This is a genomic window from Acidovorax sp. Root217 (assembly GCF_001428645.1).
Taxonomy (GTDB): Bacteria; Pseudomonadota; Gammaproteobacteria; order Burkholderiales; family Burkholderiaceae_C; genus Acidovorax.
This window is the reverse complement of the sequence record NZ_LMIH01000034.1, coordinates 52,009-71,111: the sequence shown is the minus strand read 5'-3', so window position 1 is coordinate 71,111 and position 19,103 is coordinate 52,009. Positions and strand designations below refer to the sequence as shown.

Sequence of the window (19,103 nt, the reverse complement as noted above, 5' to 3'; positions counted from 1 at the left end):
CGGCGAGGGCGGGTGCCGGCCGTCAGGCGGCAGCTCCCATCTCCAGCTCTTCGAGCTGCTCGGCCTCGCGCGCATGCGCCATGGCCTGCAGCACGTCGGCCAGGTCGCCTTCCATCACCAAGAGCAGCTTGTACAGCGTGAGGTTGATGCGATGGTCCGTGAGCCGGCCCTGCGGGAAGTTGTAGGTGCGGATGCGGTCGCTGCGGTCGCCGCTGCCGATCAGGCCCTTGCGCAGCGCGGCCTCCTTGGCGGCGCGCTCGCTGCGCTCCTTTTCCTGGATGCGCGCCTGCAGCACCTGCAGTGCCTTGGCCTTGTTGCTGTGCTGGCTGCGGCCGTCCTGGCATTCGGCCACGATGCCGGTGGGCAAGTGCACCACGCGCACGGCCGAGTCGGTCTTGTTGATGTGCTGCCCGCCGGCGCCGCTGGCGCGGAAGGTGTCGATGCGCAGGTCTGCCGGGTTGAGCTTGATGGCCTCGGTCTCGTCGGGTTCGGGCATCACGGCCACCGTGCAGGCGCTGGTATGGATGCGGCCCTGCGTCTCGGTCGCAGGCACGCGCTGCACGCGGTGGCCGCCGGATTCGAACTTGAGGGTGCCGTAGACGTTGTCGCCTTCGATGCGCAGCACGATTTCCTTGTACCCGCCGAGCTCGGCCGCGTTTTCGCTCACCACCTCGACCTTCCAGCCCACATTGGCCGCGTAGCGCGAGTACATGCGCGTGAGGTCGCCCGCGAACAGGGCCGACTCGTCGCCGCCCGTGCCCGCGCGGATTTCCATGAAGGCGTTGCGCGTGTCGTCCGGGTCCCTGGGCAGCAGCAGGCGCTGCAGCTCGTCCTCCAGCTGCAGCAGCTCGGCTTCGGCGCCGGTGACCTCTTCCTGCGCCATCTCTGTCATGTCGGGGTCGGCCAGCATCTCGCGCGCGCCGGCCAGGTCGGCCTCGCGCTGCACGTAGCGCGCATAGCGGCCTGCCACCTGGGTCACCTCGGCGTGCTCGCGCGACAGCAGGCGGTACTGGGCCATGTCGCCCATGATGTCCTCGCGCGAGAGCAGGAAATCGAGCTCGCCCAAGCGCTGGGCATAGCGCTCCAACTGGTTTCTGAGAAAAGTCTTCATGCGTTGAAAAAGGGGGGAGGGGCTGCGTGTTCGCAGCGGGCGCTGCCCTTGCGGCGGGCAACGTGCCTGGTGGAGCGGAGGGCGCCGCTACAGGCCGCTGTTCTTGCTTTGCGAGCGCAGGAACAGGCGCGAGACGGTCTGTGCCGTCTGGGCGCGCATCTCGGCGTCGCCCGCATGCAGCTCGGCCATGGTGCCGTGCAGCATCTTCTGCGTGATGCCGCGCGACAGGGCTTCCAGCACCGCGTCCACGTCCTCGCCACGCGCCAGCAGCTTCTTGGCGCGCGCGATCTCGGCCGCGCGCCAGCTGTCGGTCTGGGCGTTGAGCTGCCGGATCAGGGGCACCACGCCGCCTTCGGGATGGCGCTGGTCCATCCAATGCATGAAGCTCTGCACACCGGCATCGATGATGGCCTCGGCCTGCTCCACGGCCGCCTGGCGGTTGGCCTGGGCCGTCTGCACCACGCTGGCCAGGTCGTCCACGGTGTACAGGTAGACGTCGCCCAGGGCCTTGACCTCGGGCTCGATGTCACGCGGCACCGCCAGGTCGACCATGAACATGGGGCGGTGGCGGCGCTTCTTGAGCGCGCGCTCCACGGCTCCGAGGCCGATGATGGGCAGGCTGCTGGCCGTGCAGCTGATCACCGCGTCGAACTCGTGCAGCCGCTCGGGCAGGTCGGCCAGGCGCATGACCTCGCCGCCAAAGCGCGTGGCGAGCTTTTCGCCGCGCTCCAGCGTGCGGTTGGCAATCGCGATCTGCTTGGGGTTCTTGGCCGCGAAGTGGATGGCGCACAGTTCGATCATTTCGCCCGCGCCCACGAAGAGCACGCGGGTCTTGCCCAGGTCTTCGAACAGCTGGCCCGCCAGGCGCACGGCGGCAGCCGCCATGCTGATGCTGTGCGCGCCGATCTCGGTGGAGGTGCGCACTTCCTTGGCCACGGCAAAGCTGCGCTGGAACAGCTGGTTCAGGGTGGTGCCCAGGGCTCCGGCGGTCTCGGCGGCGCGCACGGCGTCCTTCATCTGGCCCAGGATCTGGGCTTCGCCCAGCACCATGGAGTCAAGGCCGCTGGCCACGCGGAAGGCATGGCGCGCCACCAGGCTGTCTTCGAGCGAATAGGAGTGCGAGCGCAGCAACGCCGGGCTCACGCCGCCGCTTTGCGCCAGCCAACCCAGGGTATGGTCGATGGCCGCCTGCTCACCCGCGCAGTAGATCTCGGTGCGGTTGCAGGTGGAAATGATCGCGGTTTCCACACCGGGGTGGCGGCTTTCCTGGCCCAGCGACTGGCGCAGGCCGTGCAGCGTGGGGGCGATCTGATCGAGCGCGAACGCGAACCTGCCGCGCAAATCGAGGGGCGCGGTGGTGTGGTTGATGCCGAGGGCCCAGACTGCCATAGACGCTGATTATAAAATTGTTGGCACATCCCGGTACAACTGCCTGGGAAAGCCTTGATCTGGGTCAATTCCTATGGGTCCTCTGGACACGCTGAACCACCTGCTGAATTTCCTCGCGCCCGCTGCCGCCATGGCCGTGCTGATGGTGCTGGGCGCGCGCCTGTTGAGCTGGAAATCCAACGCATACCGCGCCACATGGGCCCAGGCTGCTATCCAATTCGCAGTGGGCAGCGCCGTGCTGCTGGCCGGCCTGGTGCTGCTGGGCCGCGACGGCAAGATGGCGACCTATGCCGCGCTGGTGCTGGCCTGCGCCACCTGCCAGTGGGCCATGGGCAAGAGCTGGAGGGGCTGAGCCCCCTTTTCTCGCAGGCCGATCAGGCCTGTGCGACCGGCGCCAGCGGCGTATCTGCCCCTTGGGCACGGGTTCCATGCGTGATGGCCGTTGTAGCGGGTGGTGACAGCGCCAGGCCCGCATCGCGCAGGCTGTCCAGGATGGAGAACAGCAGGTCGCTGCGCACCCCGCCCGCATTGCGCGGGTTGCTCACGTAGCCGATCGCCAGAAAGGTCAGCGTGCCGTTCAGGATGCCTTCGAGCTGCACGATGGGCTCGGGGTCGGCCATGATCCCTTCGTGGGCCGTGAAGGCCGCCAGAATCACCTCGCGCATGCGCTGGGCATCGGTATCGAGCGGTGCCGGCAAGCGCAGCAGCACGCGCCCGGGGGCGCCGGTGAGCGTCATGTTGCGCACGGTCTTGGTGATGAACTCGGAGTTGGGCACGATCACGGTGGAGCGGTCGCCGAGCTGGATCTCGGTGGCGCGCACGTTCACGCGGCGCACGTCGCCCTCGGTCTCGCCCAGCACTACCCAGTCGCCCACGCGCACCGGCCGCTCGGCCAGCAGGATCAGGCCCGAGATGAAGTTCTGCACGATGGCCTGCAGCCCGAAGCCGATACCCACCGAAAGGGCGCTGGCCACCCAGGCGATGCGCTCCACGCTGATGCCCAGGCCCGCCAGCGCCACCGCGACCACTGCCACACCGCCCACATAGCCCAGCAGGGTGACGATGGAGCTGCGCATGCCGGGCTCCAGCGAAGTGTTCGGAAAGAACTGGTCGCTGAGCCAGCGCTTCAAGATGCGGATCATCACGAAGCCGGCGCAGGCGATCGCCAGTGCCGTCAGCAGGGCCTGCGGCGCCAGCGTGACGCTGCCCACCTGCAGGGTCTGGTTCACGCTGCCACCGCGGCGGAACACTTCGTCCGGTGCCGTGCCCAGCGGGGCCAGCAGGGCAATCACCATGTAGAACAGCAGCACCACGCGCAGCGCACCCGAGGCCACCACGGCGCTCTGGTCCAGCAGCTTGCCATCGATGCCCAGGCCCTTGTGCAGGCGCTGGCCGAAGCCTCCGCGCGAGGACAGCACGGCCTGCGCCAGGTCTTCCACCAGCTCGAACAGGAGGTAGGTGGTGGCGAACACCACCCCGGTCCAGACCATCTGGCCGGCCAGCATGTGGGCCAGGGCCACAAAGCCCAGCACCAGCAGCAGCAAGATGGCGCAGGCCGTGGCGGCTGCCGCTGCCACCAGCAGGCCCACCCAGATAGGCCGGGGCGTGGTCGGCGGCTCCTGCGCAGGGATTTCAGTGGCTGGCGCGTCTCCGGTGGCCGGCTGCGCAGCCGCCGGCGCGCGCAGGTGGCGCAGGGCGCACAGGATGACCAGCGCCATCAGCAGGGCCGACAGGGTGTGCGCTGACACCTCGGCCGAAAGGCTGGCGCCCACCACGCGGTTGACCTCGATGATGAGCCCGCCCAGCAGGGCCGTGAGCGCCATCCACCAGGGGTAGGGGGCCAGGCGCGTGGCCAGCTCGTCCGACAGGGCCGTGAGGCGCCAGGAGCTGCGCTTGCGCGAGATCAGCGCATGGCCCAGCGCGATCATGAAGGCGGCGAACACCACCAGTTGCATGGTGGCCCGCTCAAGCGCCTGCAGGCGCGGGCCCAGGCCGCCGTCCACCGTGAGGCTGCTCCACGCCAGTTGCGCCGCCAGCCCGAGCAGCAGGGTGTGCACCACCACCGAGGCAAAGGCCAGCAGCGAGCGGCGCAGCCGGCCCTGCGGCAGGCGGGCCGGGGCCAGGCGCAGCAGCAGGCGTTCTGCCAGCCAGGTGCCGGCCATGGCCACGAAGAGCGCCATGGCCAGGCTCACTGCAAAGCCTGTGCGGTGCCGGGGCTCCCAGGCTTTTTCCACCGCCTCCTGCATTTCGTAGCCCAGGGACTGCAGGCGCATCCAGTCGCTGGGGAACGAGCTGCGCACATTGCGCCAGAAGGTGCCGGTCAGCGGCGAGTCGATGCGTGTCGTCAGCGCCGTCTGGAACAGCTCGCGCCGCTGGCGGATGATGTCGGCGCTGCGCTGCTCGGCATCCACCGCGATCAGGCGCGCCAGCTTGAGCTCGGAGTCGATGCCGCTGCGCTCCTTGGTCAGCGCGCTGCGCTGCTGCGCCACGTCCGGCGCCTCGGCCGATGCGCCCTTGTCCGGCGCGGGGCCCAGGCCCGCGAGCCGGGAGTCGACGTCCGCCAGCGCCTCGGCGCGCCGCGCGGCCACCTGGTTCGCGGCCGTACCGATGGCCGAGACATCGCTGAGCCATTGGCGGTAGTCGTCGTCTTCGCCGATCTTGGCGGGGATGGCATCGAAGCGCTCGCGCAGCGCATCCACGCTGGGCAGTTCGGGCTTTTCGCCGGCGGCGCTGCTGGCCGCGGCGGCGGGTGCCGTGGCTCCACGGCCCTGGGCCCAGGTGGACGGGAGGGCGAGCGGTCCGATCAGCAGCGCCAGGAGGGCGACCCGCAGCAGGCCGGTCAGGCGGCCGGAATGCCAAGGCGCAGGAAGGAAGGCCGTGCAGGCCGCAAGGCGGTCACGGAAGCGGTGCAATGTCATGCGTGCATTGTGGCGTGCCCACCGCACCACTTGTGAGAGAGTGTTCCAGCCCGGCAGGCTGGAACGGTGGGTCAGCCCGCAGGGCTGAACAGATCGACCCGGTCGGTGATGATGCCGTCCGTGCCCAGTGCGATCAGGCGCTGCGCGGCCCAGGGGTCGTTCACGGTGTAGCTCAGCGTGCGCATGCCCTGGCCATGCACGGTGGCCACCAGCGCGGCATCCCACAGCGCGTGGTTGCAGACGATGGCCACGCAACCCAGGCCGTGGGCTTCGTCCACGAAGCCCTGGCGGTGCACATCGACCAGCAGTGCGCGCGGCAGATGCGGCGCCATGGCGCGCGCGCTCGCCAGCGCGGCTGGCTGGAAGGACGACAGCAGCGGCGGCACGGCCTGGCCCTGCCACAGGCGGGCGGCGGTCTCGGCCACCACGCGGCCAGTGGTCTCTTCCAGTCCGGGCGTGGGCTTGATCTCGATGTTCAGGAAGTAGGCATTGGCGATGCAGTAGCGCGCCAGGGCCTCCAGGGTAGGCAGGGGCTCGCCCGCATGGGCGCGCGAATGCCAGCCACCGGCGTCGAGCTGGGACAGGGCGCTCCAGTCCAGGTCGCCGCCGGTGCCCTGGCCATTGGTCGTGCGCTGCAGCGTGGCGTCGTGCATCAGGAAGGGCACGCCGTCGCGGCTGAGCTTGGCGTCGCATTCGAACATGCGGTAGCCATGCTGGGCCCCGAGGCGAAACGCTGCCAGGGTGTTCTCGGGCGCGAGTTTGCCCGCGCCGCGGTGCGCGATCCAGCGCGGGTAGGGCCAGGCGGAGGTCGCGTCGGCCTTGGTTGGCGCGTCACTCATGGCGCTCAGCCCGGAATGCGCTTGCCCGTGGAGACGTCGAAGGCGTGCAGGCGGTCGGCGCGCGGCACGACGTGGATGACCGCGTTGGGTGCTGGCGAATGCGTGCCTTCTTCTACGCGCACGATGAGCTGCTCGCCGTGTACGCGGCCGTAGATCAGGCGCTCGGCGCCCAGCAGCTCCACGGTTTCCACCGTGACTTCCCAGCCCTCGCTGCGCACGTCCAGGTGTTCGGGGCGGATGCCCAGGATGGTGCCGGGCTTGCCGCTCGGTGCGTTCTTGAGCAGGTTCATGGGTGGCGAGCCGATGAAGCTGGCCACGAAGGTCGAGGCTGGCGTGTGGTAGACCTCTTCGGGCGTGCCGAACTGCTCCATGTTGCCGGCGTTCATCACGATCATGCGTTCAGCCAGCGTCATGGCTTCGACCTGGTCGTGGGTCACGAACAGGCTGGTGATGCCCAGCTCGCGGTGCAGCTTCTGGATCTCCAGGCGCGTCTGGGCGCGCAGCTTGGCGTCCAGGTTGGACAGCGGCTCGTCGAACAGGAACACCTGGGGCTGGCGCACGATGGCGCGGCCCATGGCCACGCGCTGGCGCTGGCCGCCCGAGAGTTCGCGCGGCTTGCGCTCGAGCAGGTGACCCAGCTCCAGGATCTTGGCGGCCTTGTCCACGCGCGCCTTGATCTCGTCCTTGGGCACCTTGGCGATCTTCAGGCCATAGGCCATGTTCTCGAAGTTCGTCATGTGCGGGTAGAGCGCGTAGTTCTGGAACACCATGGCGATGTCGCGCTGGGCCGGTTCCAGGTCGTTCACCACGCGGTCGCCGATGCGCAGCTCTCCGCCGGAGATTTCTTCGAGGCCCGCCACCATGCGCAGCAGGGTGGATTTGCCGCAGCCCGAAGGGCCGACGATGACGACGAACTCGCCGTCCTTGACCTCGGCGTTCACGCCATGGATGACCTGGTTGGCCTTGGGGCCGGTGCCGTAGCGCTTGACGATATTGCGAAGGGAGATGGATGCCATAACAACTTTGGGATCTGGGTTGTGTCTGGGCGGCACGGGTGGGTGGCCGCCACGGTCATTGGGTTGCGGGGTGGTCGCCTTACTTTTCGGTATCGACCAGGCCCTTGACGAACCAGCGCTGCATGAACACCACCACCAGCGCGGGCGGCAGCATGGCCAAGAGGGCCGTGGCCATCACGATGTTCCATTCGTTGCCGGTATCACCGCCGGCGATCATGCGCTTGATGCCGATCACCACGGGGTACATGTCTTCCGAGGTGGTCACCAGCAGCGGCCAGAGGTACTGGTTCCAGCCGTAGATGAACTGGATCACGAACAGCGCGGCGATCGAGGTGCGCGACAGCGGCACCAGGATGTCCTTGAAGAAGCGCATGGGTCCGGCGCCGTCCACGCGGGCGGCCTCCACCAGCTCGTCCGGCACCGTGAGGAAGAACTGGCGGAACAGGAAGGTGGCCGTGGCCGAGGCGATCAGCGGCACCGTCAGGCCCGCATAGCTGTTGAGCATGCCCAGGTTGGACACCACCTGGTAGGTGGGCCCGATGCGCACTTCCACCGGCAGCATCAGCGTGATGAAGATCAGCCAGAAGCAGATGCCCTTGAAGGGAAAGCGGAAGTACACGATGGCGAAAGCCGACAGCAGCGAGATCGCGATCTTGCCCACGGTGATCACGATGGCGGTGACGAAGCTCACCCACATCATGCGCGCAACGGGTGCGGTGGAGCCTGCGCCCGAGCCGCCGCCGAACAGCGTGTCGTGGTAGGTCTGCCAGAAATTGCTGCCGGGCAGCAGGGGCATGGGCGCCTGCACGATGTCCTGGGCCGTGTGCGTGGAGGCCACGAACGCCAGGTACAGCGGGAAGCCGACAATGATCACCCCCAGCACCATGATCAGGTGCGAGAAGAGTTTGAGATAGGGACTGCGCTCTACCATGGTCAGTACTGCACTTTCTTTTCTACATAGCGGAACTGGATCACCGTCAGGGTCACCACGATGAACATCAGCACCACCGACTGCGCGGCCGAGCCGCCCATGTCCATGGCCTTGAAGCCGTCGTAATACACCTTGTAGACCAGGATCGAGGTGTCACGGCCCGGGCCGCCCTGCGTGGTCGAGTCCACGATGGCGAAGGTATCGAAGAAGGCGTAGACCACGTTGATCACCAGCAGGAAGAACGTGGTGGGCGAAAGCAGCGGGAACTGGATGCTCCAGAACCGGCGCCAGGGGCCGGCCCCATCGATGGCGGCGGCTTCGATGAGCGACTTGGGGATGGACTGCAGGCCCGCCAGGAAGAACAGGAAGTTGTAGGAGATCTGCTTCCACACGGCTGCCACCACGATCAGCGCCATGGCGTGGTCGGAGTTGAGCATGTGGTTCCAGTTGAAGCCCGACTGGCGCAGCATGTACGTCACCACGCCGAGCGAGGGCGAGAACATGAACATCCACAGCACGCCGGCCACGGCCGGGGCCACGGCATAGGGCAGCAGCAGCGCGGTCTTGTACGCCAGGGCGCCCTTCACGATACGGTCGGCAAAGATGGCCAGGATCAGGGACAGGCTGATGCCGCTGACCGCCACCAGGATGGAGAAAAACGCCGTGGTCTTGAACGAGGCCAGGTAACCCTCGTCCTGGAACAGGGCCTTGAAGTTGTCGAAGCCCACCCACTCGTTGGAGAAGCCGAAGGTGTCCTGCACCTGGAACGACTGCACCAGGGCCTGGCCCGCAGGCCAGAAGAAGAAGACGCTGATGATGACCAGCTGGGGTGCCAGAAGCACCCACGGCAGCCACGCAGAGCGGAAGAGAACGCGTTTTTCCATGTCCAGACTCTCAAAAAGACAACCCGCCACCCAGCAAACCGGGTCGGTTTGCGCGGGAGGCGGGCTTTCGGCAGCGCCCCGGCCGGTGTGCCGGGGCTGCTGCCATGAGCGCTCGGAGAGCGCTTACTTGTTGGCGCGTGCGAAGCGCACCAGTTGCTCGTTACCGCGGGTGGTTGCGGCGTCCAGGGCTTCCTTGGGGGACTTCTTGCCGGACCAGATCTGTTCGGTTTCCTCGTCGATGATGGTGCGGATCTGCACGAAATTGCCCAAACGGATGCCGCGCGACTTGTCGGTGGCCTTGCGGATCATCTGCGTCACGGCCACGTCGGTGCCGGGGTTCTTTTCATAGAAACCGGAGGCTTCGGTCAGCTTGTAGGCTGCCGTGGTCACGGGCAGGTAGCCGGTGCGCTGGTGGCTGGCGGCCTGCACCTTGGTGTCGTTCAGGAAGTTCAGGAAGTCGGCCACGCCCTTGTACTCCTCGGCCTTCTTGCCAGACATCACCCACAGACTGGCGCCGCCGATGGCGGTGTTCTGGGGCGCGCCCTTCACGTCGTCGTAGTAGGGCAGGGGAGCGATGCCATAGGCAAACTTGGCTTCTTTGGCCACGCGGGCGTACAGGCCCGACGAACCGGTGATCATGGCGCACTCACCCGATGGGAAGGATGCGTCTGGCGCGTTGGCACGGCCCTTGTAGACGAAGCTGCCGTCCTTGGATGCCTTGGCCAGGTTCTCGAAGTGGCGCACATGCAGCGGCGTGTTGATCTGCAGCTGGGCGTCGTTGCCGTCAAAACCGTTGTTCTTGGATGCGAACAGCGTGTTGTGCCACAGCGAGAAGCTTTCCAGCTGCGTCCAGCTGATCCAGCTGGTGGTGAAGGGGCAGCTGTGGCCGCTGGCCTTGAGCTTGGAGGCGGCAGCGAACACTTCGGGCCAGGTCTTGGGCGGCTTGTCGGCGTCCAGGCCGGCTTTCTTGAAGGCGTCCTTGTTGTAGTAGAAGATGGTGGTGGAGCTGTTGAGCGGGTAGCTCAGCATCTGGCCGTTGGGCGCCGTGTAGTAGCCGGCCACGGCCGACACGTACTGGGTCGGGTCGAACTTGAAGCCGCCGTCGTTGAGCACCTTGGCCGCCGGCACGATGGCGCCCTTGCTGGCCATCATGGTGGCGGTACCCACTTCGAACACCTGGATGATGTGGGGGGCATTGCCCGCGCGGAAGGCCGCGACCGCACCGGTCATCGATTCGTCATACGTGCCCTTGTACGTGGGGACGACCTTGTACTTGGTCTGGCTGGCGTTGTACTGCTTGGCCAGGTCGTTCACCCAGTCACCCAGGGCAGCGCTCATGGAGTGCCACCATTGGATTTCTACTTGTTGGGCCTGCGCGGGCGCGCAGACGGACAGGGCGACGGCAGCAGACAGTGCCAGGTGCTTGAGTTGCATGGATGGTTCCTTCCGGGGATGGCGAAATGCACAAAGGGCGGATGCTAGGCACCCCTTGTGACAGTGATGTGTCGTTGTCGCACAGCACTGTAGTGGTCACAACTGGGGAAATCCCCTTGCACAGGTTGCAATGTGTCCAATTGTGACGCTTTTGTGACAGCATTTTGCCATTCACGGAGCCCTGCAAGGTTTTGTGCATTGCACCATCCTTGGTGCATAGTGGGTGCATGCGCTGCACACATCCGGTGCGCGGCCGCATGCCCTGACCTGTTCCGATTTCATACGCAACCACCAACTGCCATGGCCAACAACTCTCTGGACAAGAACAAGATCAAATTCCTGCTGCTCGAAGGCATCCACCCGTCCGCGGTGGACGTGCTGCGCTCCGCAGGCTACACCCAGATTGAAACCATCTCCGGGGCCCTGTCCGACGAGGAGTTGAAGGCCAAGATCGCCGATGTGCATTTTCTGGGCATCCGCTCGCGCACCCAGCTGACCGAGGAAGTCTTCGCCAAGGCCAGCAAGCTCGTGGCCGTGGGGTGCTTTTGCATAGGCACCAACCAAGTGGACCTCGATGCAGCGCGCGAGCGCGGCATCGCCGTATTCAACGCCCCGTATTCCAACACCCGCTCCGTGGCCGAGCTGGTGCTGGCCGAAGCCATCCTGCTGCTGCGCGGCGTGCCCGAGAAGAACGCCGTGGCGCACCGTGGCGGCTGGCTCAAGTCGGCCGACAACGCCTATGAGATCCGCGGCAAGACCCTGGGCATCGTCGGCTACGGCTCCATCGGCACGCAGCTGTCGGTACTGGCCGAGGCCCTGGGCATGCACGTGGCCTTCTTCGACGTGGTCAACAAGCTGCCCCTGGGCAATGCGCGCCAGGTGCACAAGCTGCATGACCTGCTGGCGCAAAGCGACATCGTGACCCTGCACGTGCCCGAGCTGCCCTCCACGCAATGGATGATCGGCGCCGCCGAGATCGCCGCCATGAAGCAGGGCGGCATCCTGATCAACGCCGCGCGCGGCACGGTGGTCGAGATCGAGCCGCTGGCCGAGGCGCTCAAGTCGCGCAAGCTGCTGGGCGCCGCCATCGACGTCTTCCCCGTGGAGCCGCGCACCAACAAGGACGAGTTCCTGTCGCCCCTGCGCGGGCTGGACAACGTGATCCTGACCCCGCACGTGGGCGGCTCCACCATGGAGGCGCAGGCCAACATCGGCCTCGAAGTGGCCGAAAAACTCGTGAAATACAGCGACAACGGCACCAGCACCTCGTCGGTCAACTTCCCCGAGGTGGCGCTGCCCGCCCACCCCGGCAAGCACCGCCTGCTGCACATCCACCGCAATGTGCCGGGCGTGCTGTCCGAAATCAACCGCATCTTCTCGGACAACCAGATCAACATCTCGGCCCAGTACCTGCAGACCAACGAGAAGGTCGGCTACGTGGTGATCGACATCGATGCCGCCTCGTCCGACCTGGCGCTGGACAAGCTGGCTGGCGTCACCGGCACGCTGCGCAGCCGGGTGCTGTTCTGAACGGCGCCTGAGGGGGTGCGCGGGGTGGGGCAGGGGCCCGCCCTGCGCCCGCCGGGCCTCTGGCGTAAAATCACGCCCCCGAGGCTCATGGGCGCGCAGCGCCCACCCCAGGTAGACCCCCATGAATGTTCCGATAGCGTTGGCTGCCTTGCAGACGCAGGCCGCCGAGCCTGTGCGTCTGCGCGAGATCCCCTATAACTACACCTCGTTCTCCGACCGGGAGATCGTGATTCGCCTGCTGGGGTCCCCGGCCTGGGAGGTTCTCGATCAACTGCGCAAGGAACGGCGCACCGGGCGATCCGCCCGCATGCTCTACGAGGTGCTGGGCGACATCTGGGTGGTGCAGCGCAACCCCTACCTGCAGGACGACCTGCTGGACAACCCCGGCCGGCGCAAGCAGCTGGTGGAGGCCCTGCAGCACCGCCTGGCCGAGATCGACAAGCGCCGCACCCCGGGCGACGACGCCGGGCGTGACCGCCTGGTGGGCGAGCTGGTGCAGGCCGCAGGCAAGGCCGTGGCCGCGTTCAACGCCACCTTCGTGCAGGCCACCGAGCTGCGCCGGCGCATCCAGCGCACGCTGGGGCGCCTGACGGCCAAGGACAACATCAAGTTCGACGGGCTCTCGCGCGTGAGCCACGTGACCGACGCCACCGACTGGCGCGTCGAATACCCGTTCGTGGTGCTGGTACCCGACACCGAGGTCGAGATGGCCCTGCTGGTCAAGGGCTGCATCGAGCTGGGCTTGACCATCATCCCGCGCGGGGGCGGCACCGGCTACACCGGCGGCGCCATCCCGCTGACCTGGAAGAGTGTGGTCATCAACACCGAGAAGCTCGAAGCCATGACCGAGGTGGAAATGCGCCGCCTGCCGGGCATGGACAGCGAGGTGGGCACCGTCTGGACCGAGGCCGGCGTGGTCACCCAGCGCGTGGCCGATGCGGCCGAGCGCGCGGGCTTTGTCTTCGCAGTGGACCCGACCAGCGCCGAGGCTTCGTGCATCGGCGGCAACATCGCCATGAACGCCGGCGGCAAGAAGGCCGTGCTCTGGGGTACTGCCCTGGACAACCTGGCCAGCTGGCGCATGGTGACGCCCGAGGCCCAGTGGCTCGAAGTGACCCGCATGGACCACAACATGGGCAAGATCCATGACGTGGAGACCGCCACCTTCGAGCTGCAGTATTTCGAGGCCGACGGCAAGACGCCGGTGCGCACCGAGCGCCTGGCCATTCCGGGCAAGACCTTCCGAAAGGAAGGCCTGGGCAAGGACGTGACGGACAAGTTCCTCTCGGGCCTGCCCGGTATCCAGAAAGAGGGTTGCGACGGCCTGATCACCAGCGCGCGCTGGGTGGTGCACCGCATGCCCGAGCACACGCGCACCGTGTGCATGGAGTTCTTCGGCAACGCCAAGGATGCGGTGCCCAGCATCGTTGAGATCAAGGACTACATGTTCGCCGAGCAAAAGCGCTCCGGCGTGCTGCTGGCAGGCCTGGAACACCTGGACGACCGCTACCTCAAGGCCGTGGGCTACGCCACCAAGAGCAAGAAGGGTAACGGTGGTTTGCCCAAGATGGTGCTGATCGGCGACATCGCGGGCGACAACGCCGACGAGGTGGCGCGCGTGACCAGCGAGGTGGTGCGCATCGCCAACTCGCGCAACGGCGAGGGCTTCATCGCCATCAGCCCCGAGGCGCGCAAGAAATTCTGGCTCGACCGCAAGCGCACGGCGGCCATCAGCCGGCACACCAACGCCTTCAAGATCAACGAGGACGTGGTGATCCCGCTGCCGCGCATGGCCGAGTACACCGATGGCATCGAGCGCATCAACATCGAGCTGTCGCTGCGCAACAAGATCAAGCTGTGCGATGCGTTCACCGACTTCTTCGAGCGCGGCAACCTGCCCCTCGGCAAGCAGGACGACGCCAACGAGATCCCCTCGGCCGAACTGCTTGAGGACCGCGTGGCCCAGGCCATCGCCCTGGTGGCCGAGGTGCGCACGCTGTGGGCCACCTGGCTGCAGAACGTGGACAGCCTGTTTCCCCAATTGCAGGACCACACCCTGCGCGCGAGCTGGAAGACCCAGTTGCGCGCCCCGCTCTCGGGCATCTTCGCGGGCGCGGCTTTCAAGCCCATCCTCGACGAGGCCACGGCCATCCACAAGCGCGTGCTCAAGGGTCGCGTCTGGGTGGCCCTGCACATGCATGCCGGTGACGGCAATGTGCACACCAACCTGCCGGTCAACAGCGACGACTACGAGATGCTGCAGACTGCGCACCGCGCGGTGGAGCGCATCATGGTGCTGGCGCGCAGCCTGGACGGCGTGATCTCGGGTGAGCATGGCATCGGCATCACCAAGCTCGAATTTCTGACCGACGAGGAGCTGCGTCCCTTCGCCGAATACAAGCAGCGCGTGGACCCCGAGGGCCGCTTCAACAAGGGCAAGCTGCTGCGCGATGCCGCGCCGGTACTGGCCATGGACGCCACCCCTGGCGGCCAGGCACGCGACCCGGCGCTGCTGCACGCCGACCTGACCAACGCCTACACGCCGAGCTTCGGCCTCATGGGACACGAGTCGCTGATCATGCAGCAGAGCGACATCGGCGCGATTGCCGATTCCGTCAAGGACTGCCTGCGCTGCGGCAAGTGCAAGCCCGTGTGCGCCACGCACGTGCCGCGCGCCAACCTGCTGTACAGCCCGCGCAACAAGATCCTGGCCACCTCGCTGCTGGTCGAGGCCTTCCTGTACGAGGAGCAGACCCGCCGCGGCGTGAGCATCAAGCACTGGCAGGAGTTCGAGGACGTGGCCGACCACTGCACGGTGTGCCACAAGTGCGAGAGCCCCTGCCCGGTGAAGATCGACTTCGGCGACGTCACCATGAACATGCGCAACCTGCTGCGCAAGATGGGCAAGAAGACCTTCCGCCCCGGCAACGCGCTGGCGATGACCATGCTCAACGCCACCAACCCCGAGACCATCAAGTTCATGCGTTCGGCCATGGTCGGCGTGGGCTTCAAGGCGCAGCGCATGGCCGTCGAGCTGCTGCGCAAGGTGGGCCGCAGGCAGACCGCCAAGCCACCGGCCACCGTGGGCACCGCGCCGGTCAAGGAGCAGGTGGTCCACTTCATCAACAAGAAGCTGCCCGGCGGCCTGCCCAAGCGCACCGCGCGTGCGCTGCTGGACATCGAGGACAAGGACTACGTCCCCATCATCCGCAACCCGAAGGCCACCACGGCCGAGGCCGAGGCGGTGTTCTACTTCCCTGGCTGCGGCTCCGAGCGCCTGTTCAGCCAGGTGGGCCTGGCCACGCAGGCCATGCTCTGGCATGCGGGCGTGCAGACCGTGCTGCCCCCGGGCTACCTGTGCTGCGGCTACCCGCAGCGCGGCAGCGGTCAGTTCGACAAGGCCGAGAAGATGATCACCGACAACCGGGTGCTCTTCCACCGCGTGGCCAACACGCTCAACTACCTCGATATCAAGACCGTGGTGGTCAGCTGCGGCACCTGCTACGACCAGCTGCAGGGCTACGAGTTCGACAAGATCTTCCCGGGCAGCCGCATCATCGACATCCACGAGTACCTGCTGGAAAAGGGCATCACCCTGCAGGGCAAGGGCGCCTACCTCTACCACGAGCCCTGCCACAACCCCATGAAGCAGCAGGACGCCCTGAAGACCGTGAAGGCGTTGGTGGGCGAGCAGGTGCTCAAGAGCGAGCGCTGCTGCGGTGAATCGGGCACGCTGGGCGTGACGCGCCCCGACATCTCCACCCAGGTGCGCTTTCGCAAGGAAGAAGAGATCAAGAAGGGCGAGGCCACCCTGCGTGCCAGCGGCGCCGTGGGCGAGAAGGACAACGTGAAGATACTCACCAGCTGCCCGAGCTGCCTGCAGGGCCTGAACCGCTACCAGGACGACCTGAGCAACGGCCTGCTCGAAGCCGACTACATCGTGGTCGAGATGGCACGCGAGATCCTGGGCGAGAACTGGATGCCCGAGTACGTCGAACGCGCCAACCAGGGTGGCATCGAGCGGGTTCTGGTATGAGCCAGGGGATTTGCCCCCTGTGCGCCGCCGATGGCGGCACACTGGTCTGGCGCGGCACGCGCGTGCGTGTGATTCGCGCGGAAGAAGCCGGCTTTCCGGCCTTCTACCGCGTGGTGTGGAATGCCCATGTGGCCGAGTTCTCCGATCTGCCGGCCGCTGACCGCATGCACTGCATGGAGGCCGTCACGGCCGTGGAGCAGGCATTGCGCCAGCACCTGGCGCCCACCAAGGTCAATCTGGCGGCCCTGGGCAACATGGTGCCGCACCTGCACTGGCACGTGATCGCCCGCTTTGCCTGGGACAGCCATTTCCCGGCGCCGGTGTGGGCTGCGGCCCAGCGGCCCGGCCCAGCGGATGAGGAAGCCGCGCTGCGTGCGCGCCTGCCGGCGGCCGAGGCCGCCATGGTGGCGGCGCTGCAGGCACTGCAGTAACCGCGCAGCCCAGCGGGTTGCACGCTGTGCTGCCTGCGGGTGGGACAATGCAGGCCGGCCTGGCGGTCGTCGCCAAGGCCGTTTTTCACAGGTGGATATCCATGGCAGGTTTGAAAGCGGGTTCGCCCACGCCCCAGGCGCTCACGGTGCATGGCAAGTCGCGGGTGCTCGAAGTGGTGTTCTCGGACGGCGCGGCATTCCGCATCCCCTTCGAGCTGATGCGCGTGTACTCGCCTTCGGCCGAGGTGAAGGGCCACGGGCCCGGCCAGGAGGTGCTGCAGACCGGCAAGCGCGACGTGGCCCTCGAAGGCCTGGAGCCCATCGGCAACTACGCCGTCAAACCCATCTTCTCGGACGGGCATGACACGGGCATCTTCACCTGGGAATACCTGTACGAGCTGGGCCAGCAGGAGGCCGCGCTGTGGGCACAGTACGAAAGTCGGCTGGCCGATGCCGGGGTGGACCGCGATGCGCCCATGGCCCCCAAGGGCCACGAGCACGGCGGCAGCGCCTGCAGCAGCCACTGACCTTGTCAGGGCGTGGCCAGTGTGGCCCGCGCGCACCACTGTCGCGCCAGAAACCCTGGCTTGCCTGCTCTGCTTAAGATAGCGAACCCGGTACGCATGGACAGGCTTCGCCTGCCTTTTGATGTTGCCGTCTTCAAAACCCTTGCGGCAGATGCCCCGTTTCAGTGCGGGGTTGTCGCTGTACCTTGGGCGCCCACGCGCCTAGCATGAATCCCATGAGCACCACCCATTTCGGTTTCCAGTCCGTCGACGAGCAGGAAAAAGCGCGCCACGTGCGCGGTGTGTTCGATTCCGTCGCCTCCAAGTACGACGTCATGAACGACCTCATGTCGGCGGGCCTGCACCGCGCCTGGAAGGCCTACACCGTGATGGTGGCCAACCTGCGCGAGGGCAGCCAGGTGCTGGACATTGCGGGCGGCACGGGCGACCTGGCCCTGGCGTTTTCGAAGAAGGTCGGCAGCACCGGCCGCGTGGTGCACACCGACATCAACGAGGCCATGCTGCGCACCGGGCGCGACCGCCTGATCGACGCGGGCGTGGTGCTGCCCACCCTGGTCTGCGATGCCGAAAAGCTGCCGTTTCCCGATACCCAGTTCGACGTGGTGAGCGTGGCGTTTGGTTTGCGCAACATGACGCACAAGGATGTTGCGCTCAAGGAAATGTGCCGCGTGCTCAAGCCCGGCGGCAAGCTCCTGGTGCTCGAATTCTCCAAGGTGGCCAAGCCGCTCACCAAGGCCTATGACTGGTACTCCTTCAAGGTGCTGCCGCAACTGGGCAAGCTGGTGGCTGGCGATGACTCGAGCTACCGCTACCTGGCCGAGTCCATTCGCATGCACCCGGGCCAGGAAGAGCTCAAAAGCCTCATGCAGCAAACTGGCTTTGGGCATGTGGACTATCACAACATGACTGGCGGCATAGTGGCCTTGCATGTTGGAATCAAGTGCTGAGCAGCAAAGTTCAGCCGTATACAAGATGGAGATGACATGATGAAACTGTGGTCTGTGGTTCTGGTGGCAATGCTGGCGTTCGCGCATGCGGATGCCGACGCCCGCCGCCTGGGTGGCGGCAACTCCGTGGGCAAGCAGTCCAGCAACGTGACGCAGCGCGAATCTGCGGCACCCGGCGGCCCCGCGCAAAACGCCAACAGTGCGGCCAGGCCAGCCGCGCCCGCTGCCGCGCCTGCCGCTGCAGCCCCCAAGAAGCCCTGGGGTGCCATGCTCGGTGGCCTGGCTGCGGGCCTGGGCCTGGCCTGGCTGGCCAGCTCGCTGGGCCTGGGTGCAGGCTTTGGCAACATCCTGATGATCCTGCTGCTGGCCGTCGCGGCCTTCGCCATCTTCAAGATGGTCATGCGCTCGCGCAACGGTGCTGGCAACCAGGGTGGTGCAGCGGCTGGTGGTTCGCCCTTCGCCTTCCAGGGTGCCGGTGCAGCCACGCCGGCTGCGGCCCAGGTGCCTGCGCAGTACAGCCCCAACAATGTCGGCAACGATGCATCGGCCCGTCCCTGGGAGCGCAACAGCATGGCCTTTGATGCAGCACGCGCCCAAGCCGGCGCCACCGGCGCGGGCACGGTGATCGGCTCCGGACTGACCGGCGCTGCAGCAGGTGCGGCCGGCTCGGCTTTGTCGGGTTCGCAGAACTGGGGTGTGCCCGAGGGCTTCGATACGCCCGGTTTCTTGGCTGCAGCCAAGCGCAACTTCGTGACCTTGCAGGCCGCGTGGGACCGCTCGGACATCACCACCCTGCGCTCCATGATGACCGATAGCATGCTCGAGGAGATCCGCTCGCAGCTGGCCGAGCGCGAGACGCACCGCGGTGCCGAGCCCAACCACACCGACGTGGTGATGATCGACGCGCAACTGCTGGGCATTGAGGAGCTGGACGATGGCTACATGGCCAGCGTGGAGTTCTCGGGCATGATCCGCGAAGAGCCCTCGGCAGGCCCGAGCCCCTTCCGCGAAGTGTGGAACATGACCAAGTCCCGCAGTGGCGCCAGCGGCTGGCTCGTGGCCGGCGTGCAGGCCCTGCAGTGAGCACGGCTTTGTAAATCACCCCGGATC

At 66.7% G+C, this 19,103-nt stretch carries 15 protein-coding genes; 7 read left to right on the top strand and 8 right to left on the bottom strand.

Translation table 11 applies throughout. From position 1 onward, the window contains the following. Positions 1-22: 22 nt before the first annotated feature. On the bottom strand, positions 23-1,111 hold the full coding sequence (prfA, locus tag ASE31_RS25445) for a peptide chain release factor 1 (RefSeq protein ID WP_057204949.1): 1,089 nt from the start codon (positions 1,109-1,111) through the stop codon (positions 23-25). An 87-nt stretch (positions 1,112-1,198) separates the two neighbouring features. Beyond that, positions 1,199-2,500: a glutamyl-tRNA reductase gene (gene hemA / locus ASE31_RS25440; protein WP_057204946.1), complete on the bottom strand. Its 1,302-nt coding sequence runs from the start codon at positions 2,498-2,500 to the stop codon at positions 1,199-1,201. Positions 2,501-2,573: 73 nt separating this feature from the next. On the opposite strand from hemA, the gene ASE31_RS25435 reads away from it, so the two are divergent. Further along, the gene (locus ASE31_RS25435) at positions 2,574-2,852 is read left to right on the top strand and encodes a hypothetical protein (RefSeq protein ID WP_057204943.1); all 279 of its coding nucleotides are present in this window, start codon (positions 2,574-2,576) and stop codon (positions 2,850-2,852) included. 22 nt (positions 2,853-2,874) lie between these two features. Here ASE31_RS25435 and ASE31_RS25430 read toward each other — a convergent pair whose 3' ends face one another. The 6 genes from ASE31_RS25430 to ugpB all read right to left on the bottom strand — a co-directional run bounded on the left by ASE31_RS25430 (position 2,875) and on the right by ugpB (position 10,522). Further along, a complete protein-coding gene (locus ASE31_RS25430; protein ID WP_057204940.1) occupies positions 2,875-5,418 on the bottom strand; it encodes a DUF3772 domain-containing protein in 2,544 nt (847 codons plus the stop codon). A gap of 71 nt (positions 5,419-5,489) precedes the next feature. Next, positions 5,490-6,257, bottom strand: coding sequence for a glycerophosphodiester phosphodiesterase (gene ugpQ / locus ASE31_RS25425; protein ID WP_057204937.1), 768 nt, complete (start codon positions 6,255-6,257; stop codon positions 5,490-5,492). Between the two features lie 5 nt (positions 6,258-6,262). Next, on the bottom strand, positions 6,263-7,273 hold the full coding sequence (ugpC, locus tag ASE31_RS25420) for a sn-glycerol-3-phosphate ABC transporter ATP-binding protein UgpC (protein WP_057204933.1): 1,011 nt from the start codon (positions 7,271-7,273) through the stop codon (positions 6,263-6,265). A gap of 79 nt (positions 7,274-7,352) precedes the next feature. Continuing rightward, complete coding sequence (gene ugpE / locus ASE31_RS25415; protein WP_057204931.1) at positions 7,353-8,204, bottom strand: sn-glycerol-3-phosphate ABC transporter permease UgpE; 852 nt, start codon at positions 8,202-8,204, stop codon at positions 7,353-7,355. A 2-nt stretch (positions 8,205-8,206) separates the two neighbouring features. After that, positions 8,207-9,088: a sn-glycerol-3-phosphate ABC transporter permease UgpA gene (gene ugpA / locus ASE31_RS25410; protein WP_057204929.1), complete on the bottom strand. Its 882-nt coding sequence runs from the start codon at positions 9,086-9,088 to the stop codon at positions 8,207-8,209. Positions 9,089-9,211: 123 nt separating this feature from the next. Continuing rightward, positions 9,212-10,522 (bottom strand): sn-glycerol-3-phosphate ABC transporter substrate-binding protein UgpB, encoded by a 1,311-nt coding sequence (gene ugpB / locus ASE31_RS25405; protein WP_057204926.1) that lies wholly within the window; start codon positions 10,520-10,522, stop codon positions 9,212-9,214. Positions 10,523-10,822: 300 nt separating this feature from the next. On the opposite strand from ugpB, the gene serA reads away from it, so the two are divergent. The 6 genes from serA to ASE31_RS25375 all read left to right on the top strand — a co-directional run bounded on the left by serA (position 10,823) and on the right by ASE31_RS25375 (position 19,076). Then, on the top strand, positions 10,823-12,052 hold the full coding sequence (serA, locus tag ASE31_RS25400) for a phosphoglycerate dehydrogenase (RefSeq protein ID WP_057204923.1): 1,230 nt from the start codon (positions 10,823-10,825) through the stop codon (positions 12,050-12,052). Between the two features lie 121 nt (positions 12,053-12,173). Further along, positions 12,174-16,088, top strand: a complete 3,915-nt coding sequence (locus tag ASE31_RS25395) for an FAD/FMN-binding oxidoreductase (RefSeq protein ID WP_057204920.1) — start codon at positions 12,174-12,176, stop codon at positions 16,086-16,088. Continuing rightward, positions 16,085-16,519, top strand: coding sequence for an HIT family protein (locus ASE31_RS25390; RefSeq protein WP_057204917.1), 435 nt, complete (start codon positions 16,085-16,087; stop codon positions 16,517-16,519). Before ASE31_RS25395 ends, ASE31_RS25390 begins: the two co-directional genes overlap by 4 nt. A gap of 101 nt (positions 16,520-16,620) precedes the next feature. After that, positions 16,621-17,046, top strand: coding sequence for a gamma-butyrobetaine hydroxylase-like domain-containing protein (locus ASE31_RS25385; RefSeq protein WP_057205228.1), 426 nt, complete (start codon positions 16,621-16,623; stop codon positions 17,044-17,046). Between the two features lie 215 nt (positions 17,047-17,261). Then, positions 17,262-17,993 carry a bifunctional demethylmenaquinone methyltransferase/2-methoxy-6-polyprenyl-1,4-benzoquinol methylase UbiE gene (gene ubiE, locus ASE31_RS25380; protein WP_057204914.1) on the top strand — a complete coding sequence of 244 codons (732 nt, stop codon included), beginning with the start codon at positions 17,262-17,264 and terminating at the stop codon, positions 17,991-17,993. A 36-nt stretch (positions 17,994-18,029) separates the two neighbouring features. Continuing rightward, positions 18,030-19,076 (top strand): Tim44 domain-containing protein, encoded by a 1,047-nt coding sequence (locus tag ASE31_RS25375; RefSeq protein WP_057204912.1) that lies wholly within the window; start codon positions 18,030-18,032, stop codon positions 19,074-19,076. Positions 19,077-19,103 lie beyond the last annotated feature (27 nt).

What these genes read in the sequence shown, in the direction of transcription:
- ubiE (WP_057204914.1), top strand. Translation starts at nt 17,262, where the DNA reads ATGAGCACCACCCATTTCGGTTTCCAGTCCGTCGACGAGCAGGAAAAA.
- ASE31_RS25375 (WP_057204912.1), top strand. Translation starts at nt 18,030, where the DNA reads ATGATGAAACTGTGGTCTGTGGTTCTGGTGGCAATGCTGGCGTTCGCG.
- ugpB (WP_057204926.1), bottom strand. Translation starts at nt 10,522, where the DNA reads ATGCAACTCAAGCACCTGGCACTGTCTGCTGCCGTCGCCCTGTCCGTC.
- ASE31_RS25385 (WP_057205228.1), top strand. Translation starts at nt 16,621, where the DNA reads ATGGCAGGTTTGAAAGCGGGTTCGCCCACGCCCCAGGCGCTCACGGTG.
- hemA (WP_057204946.1), bottom strand. Translation starts at nt 2,500, where the DNA reads ATGGCAGTCTGGGCCCTCGGCATCAACCACACCACCGCGCCCCTCGAT.
- ugpQ (WP_057204937.1), bottom strand. Translation starts at nt 6,257, where the DNA reads ATGAGTGACGCGCCAACCAAGGCCGACGCGACCTCCGCCTGGCCCTAC.
- ugpA (WP_057204929.1), bottom strand. Translation starts at nt 9,088, where the DNA reads ATGGAAAAACGCGTTCTCTTCCGCTCTGCGTGGCTGCCGTGGGTGCTT.
- ugpC (WP_057204933.1), bottom strand. Translation starts at nt 7,273, where the DNA reads ATGGCATCCATCTCCCTTCGCAATATCGTCAAGCGCTACGGCACCGGC.
- serA (WP_057204923.1), top strand. Translation starts at nt 10,823, where the DNA reads ATGGCCAACAACTCTCTGGACAAGAACAAGATCAAATTCCTGCTGCTC.
- ASE31_RS25390 (WP_057204917.1), top strand. Translation starts at nt 16,085, where the DNA reads ATGAGCCAGGGGATTTGCCCCCTGTGCGCCGCCGATGGCGGCACACTG.
- ASE31_RS25395 (WP_057204920.1), top strand. Translation starts at nt 12,174, where the DNA reads ATGAATGTTCCGATAGCGTTGGCTGCCTTGCAGACGCAGGCCGCCGAG.
- ASE31_RS25430 (WP_057204940.1), bottom strand. Translation starts at nt 5,418, where the DNA reads ATGACATTGCACCGCTTCCGTGACCGCCTTGCGGCCTGCACGGCCTTC.
- ugpE (WP_057204931.1), bottom strand. Translation starts at nt 8,204, where the DNA reads ATGGTAGAGCGCAGTCCCTATCTCAAACTCTTCTCGCACCTGATCATG.
- ASE31_RS25435 (WP_057204943.1), top strand. Translation starts at nt 2,574, where the DNA reads ATGGGTCCTCTGGACACGCTGAACCACCTGCTGAATTTCCTCGCGCCC.
- prfA (WP_057204949.1), bottom strand. Translation starts at nt 1,111, where the DNA reads ATGAAGACTTTTCTCAGAAACCAGTTGGAGCGCTATGCCCAGCGCTTG.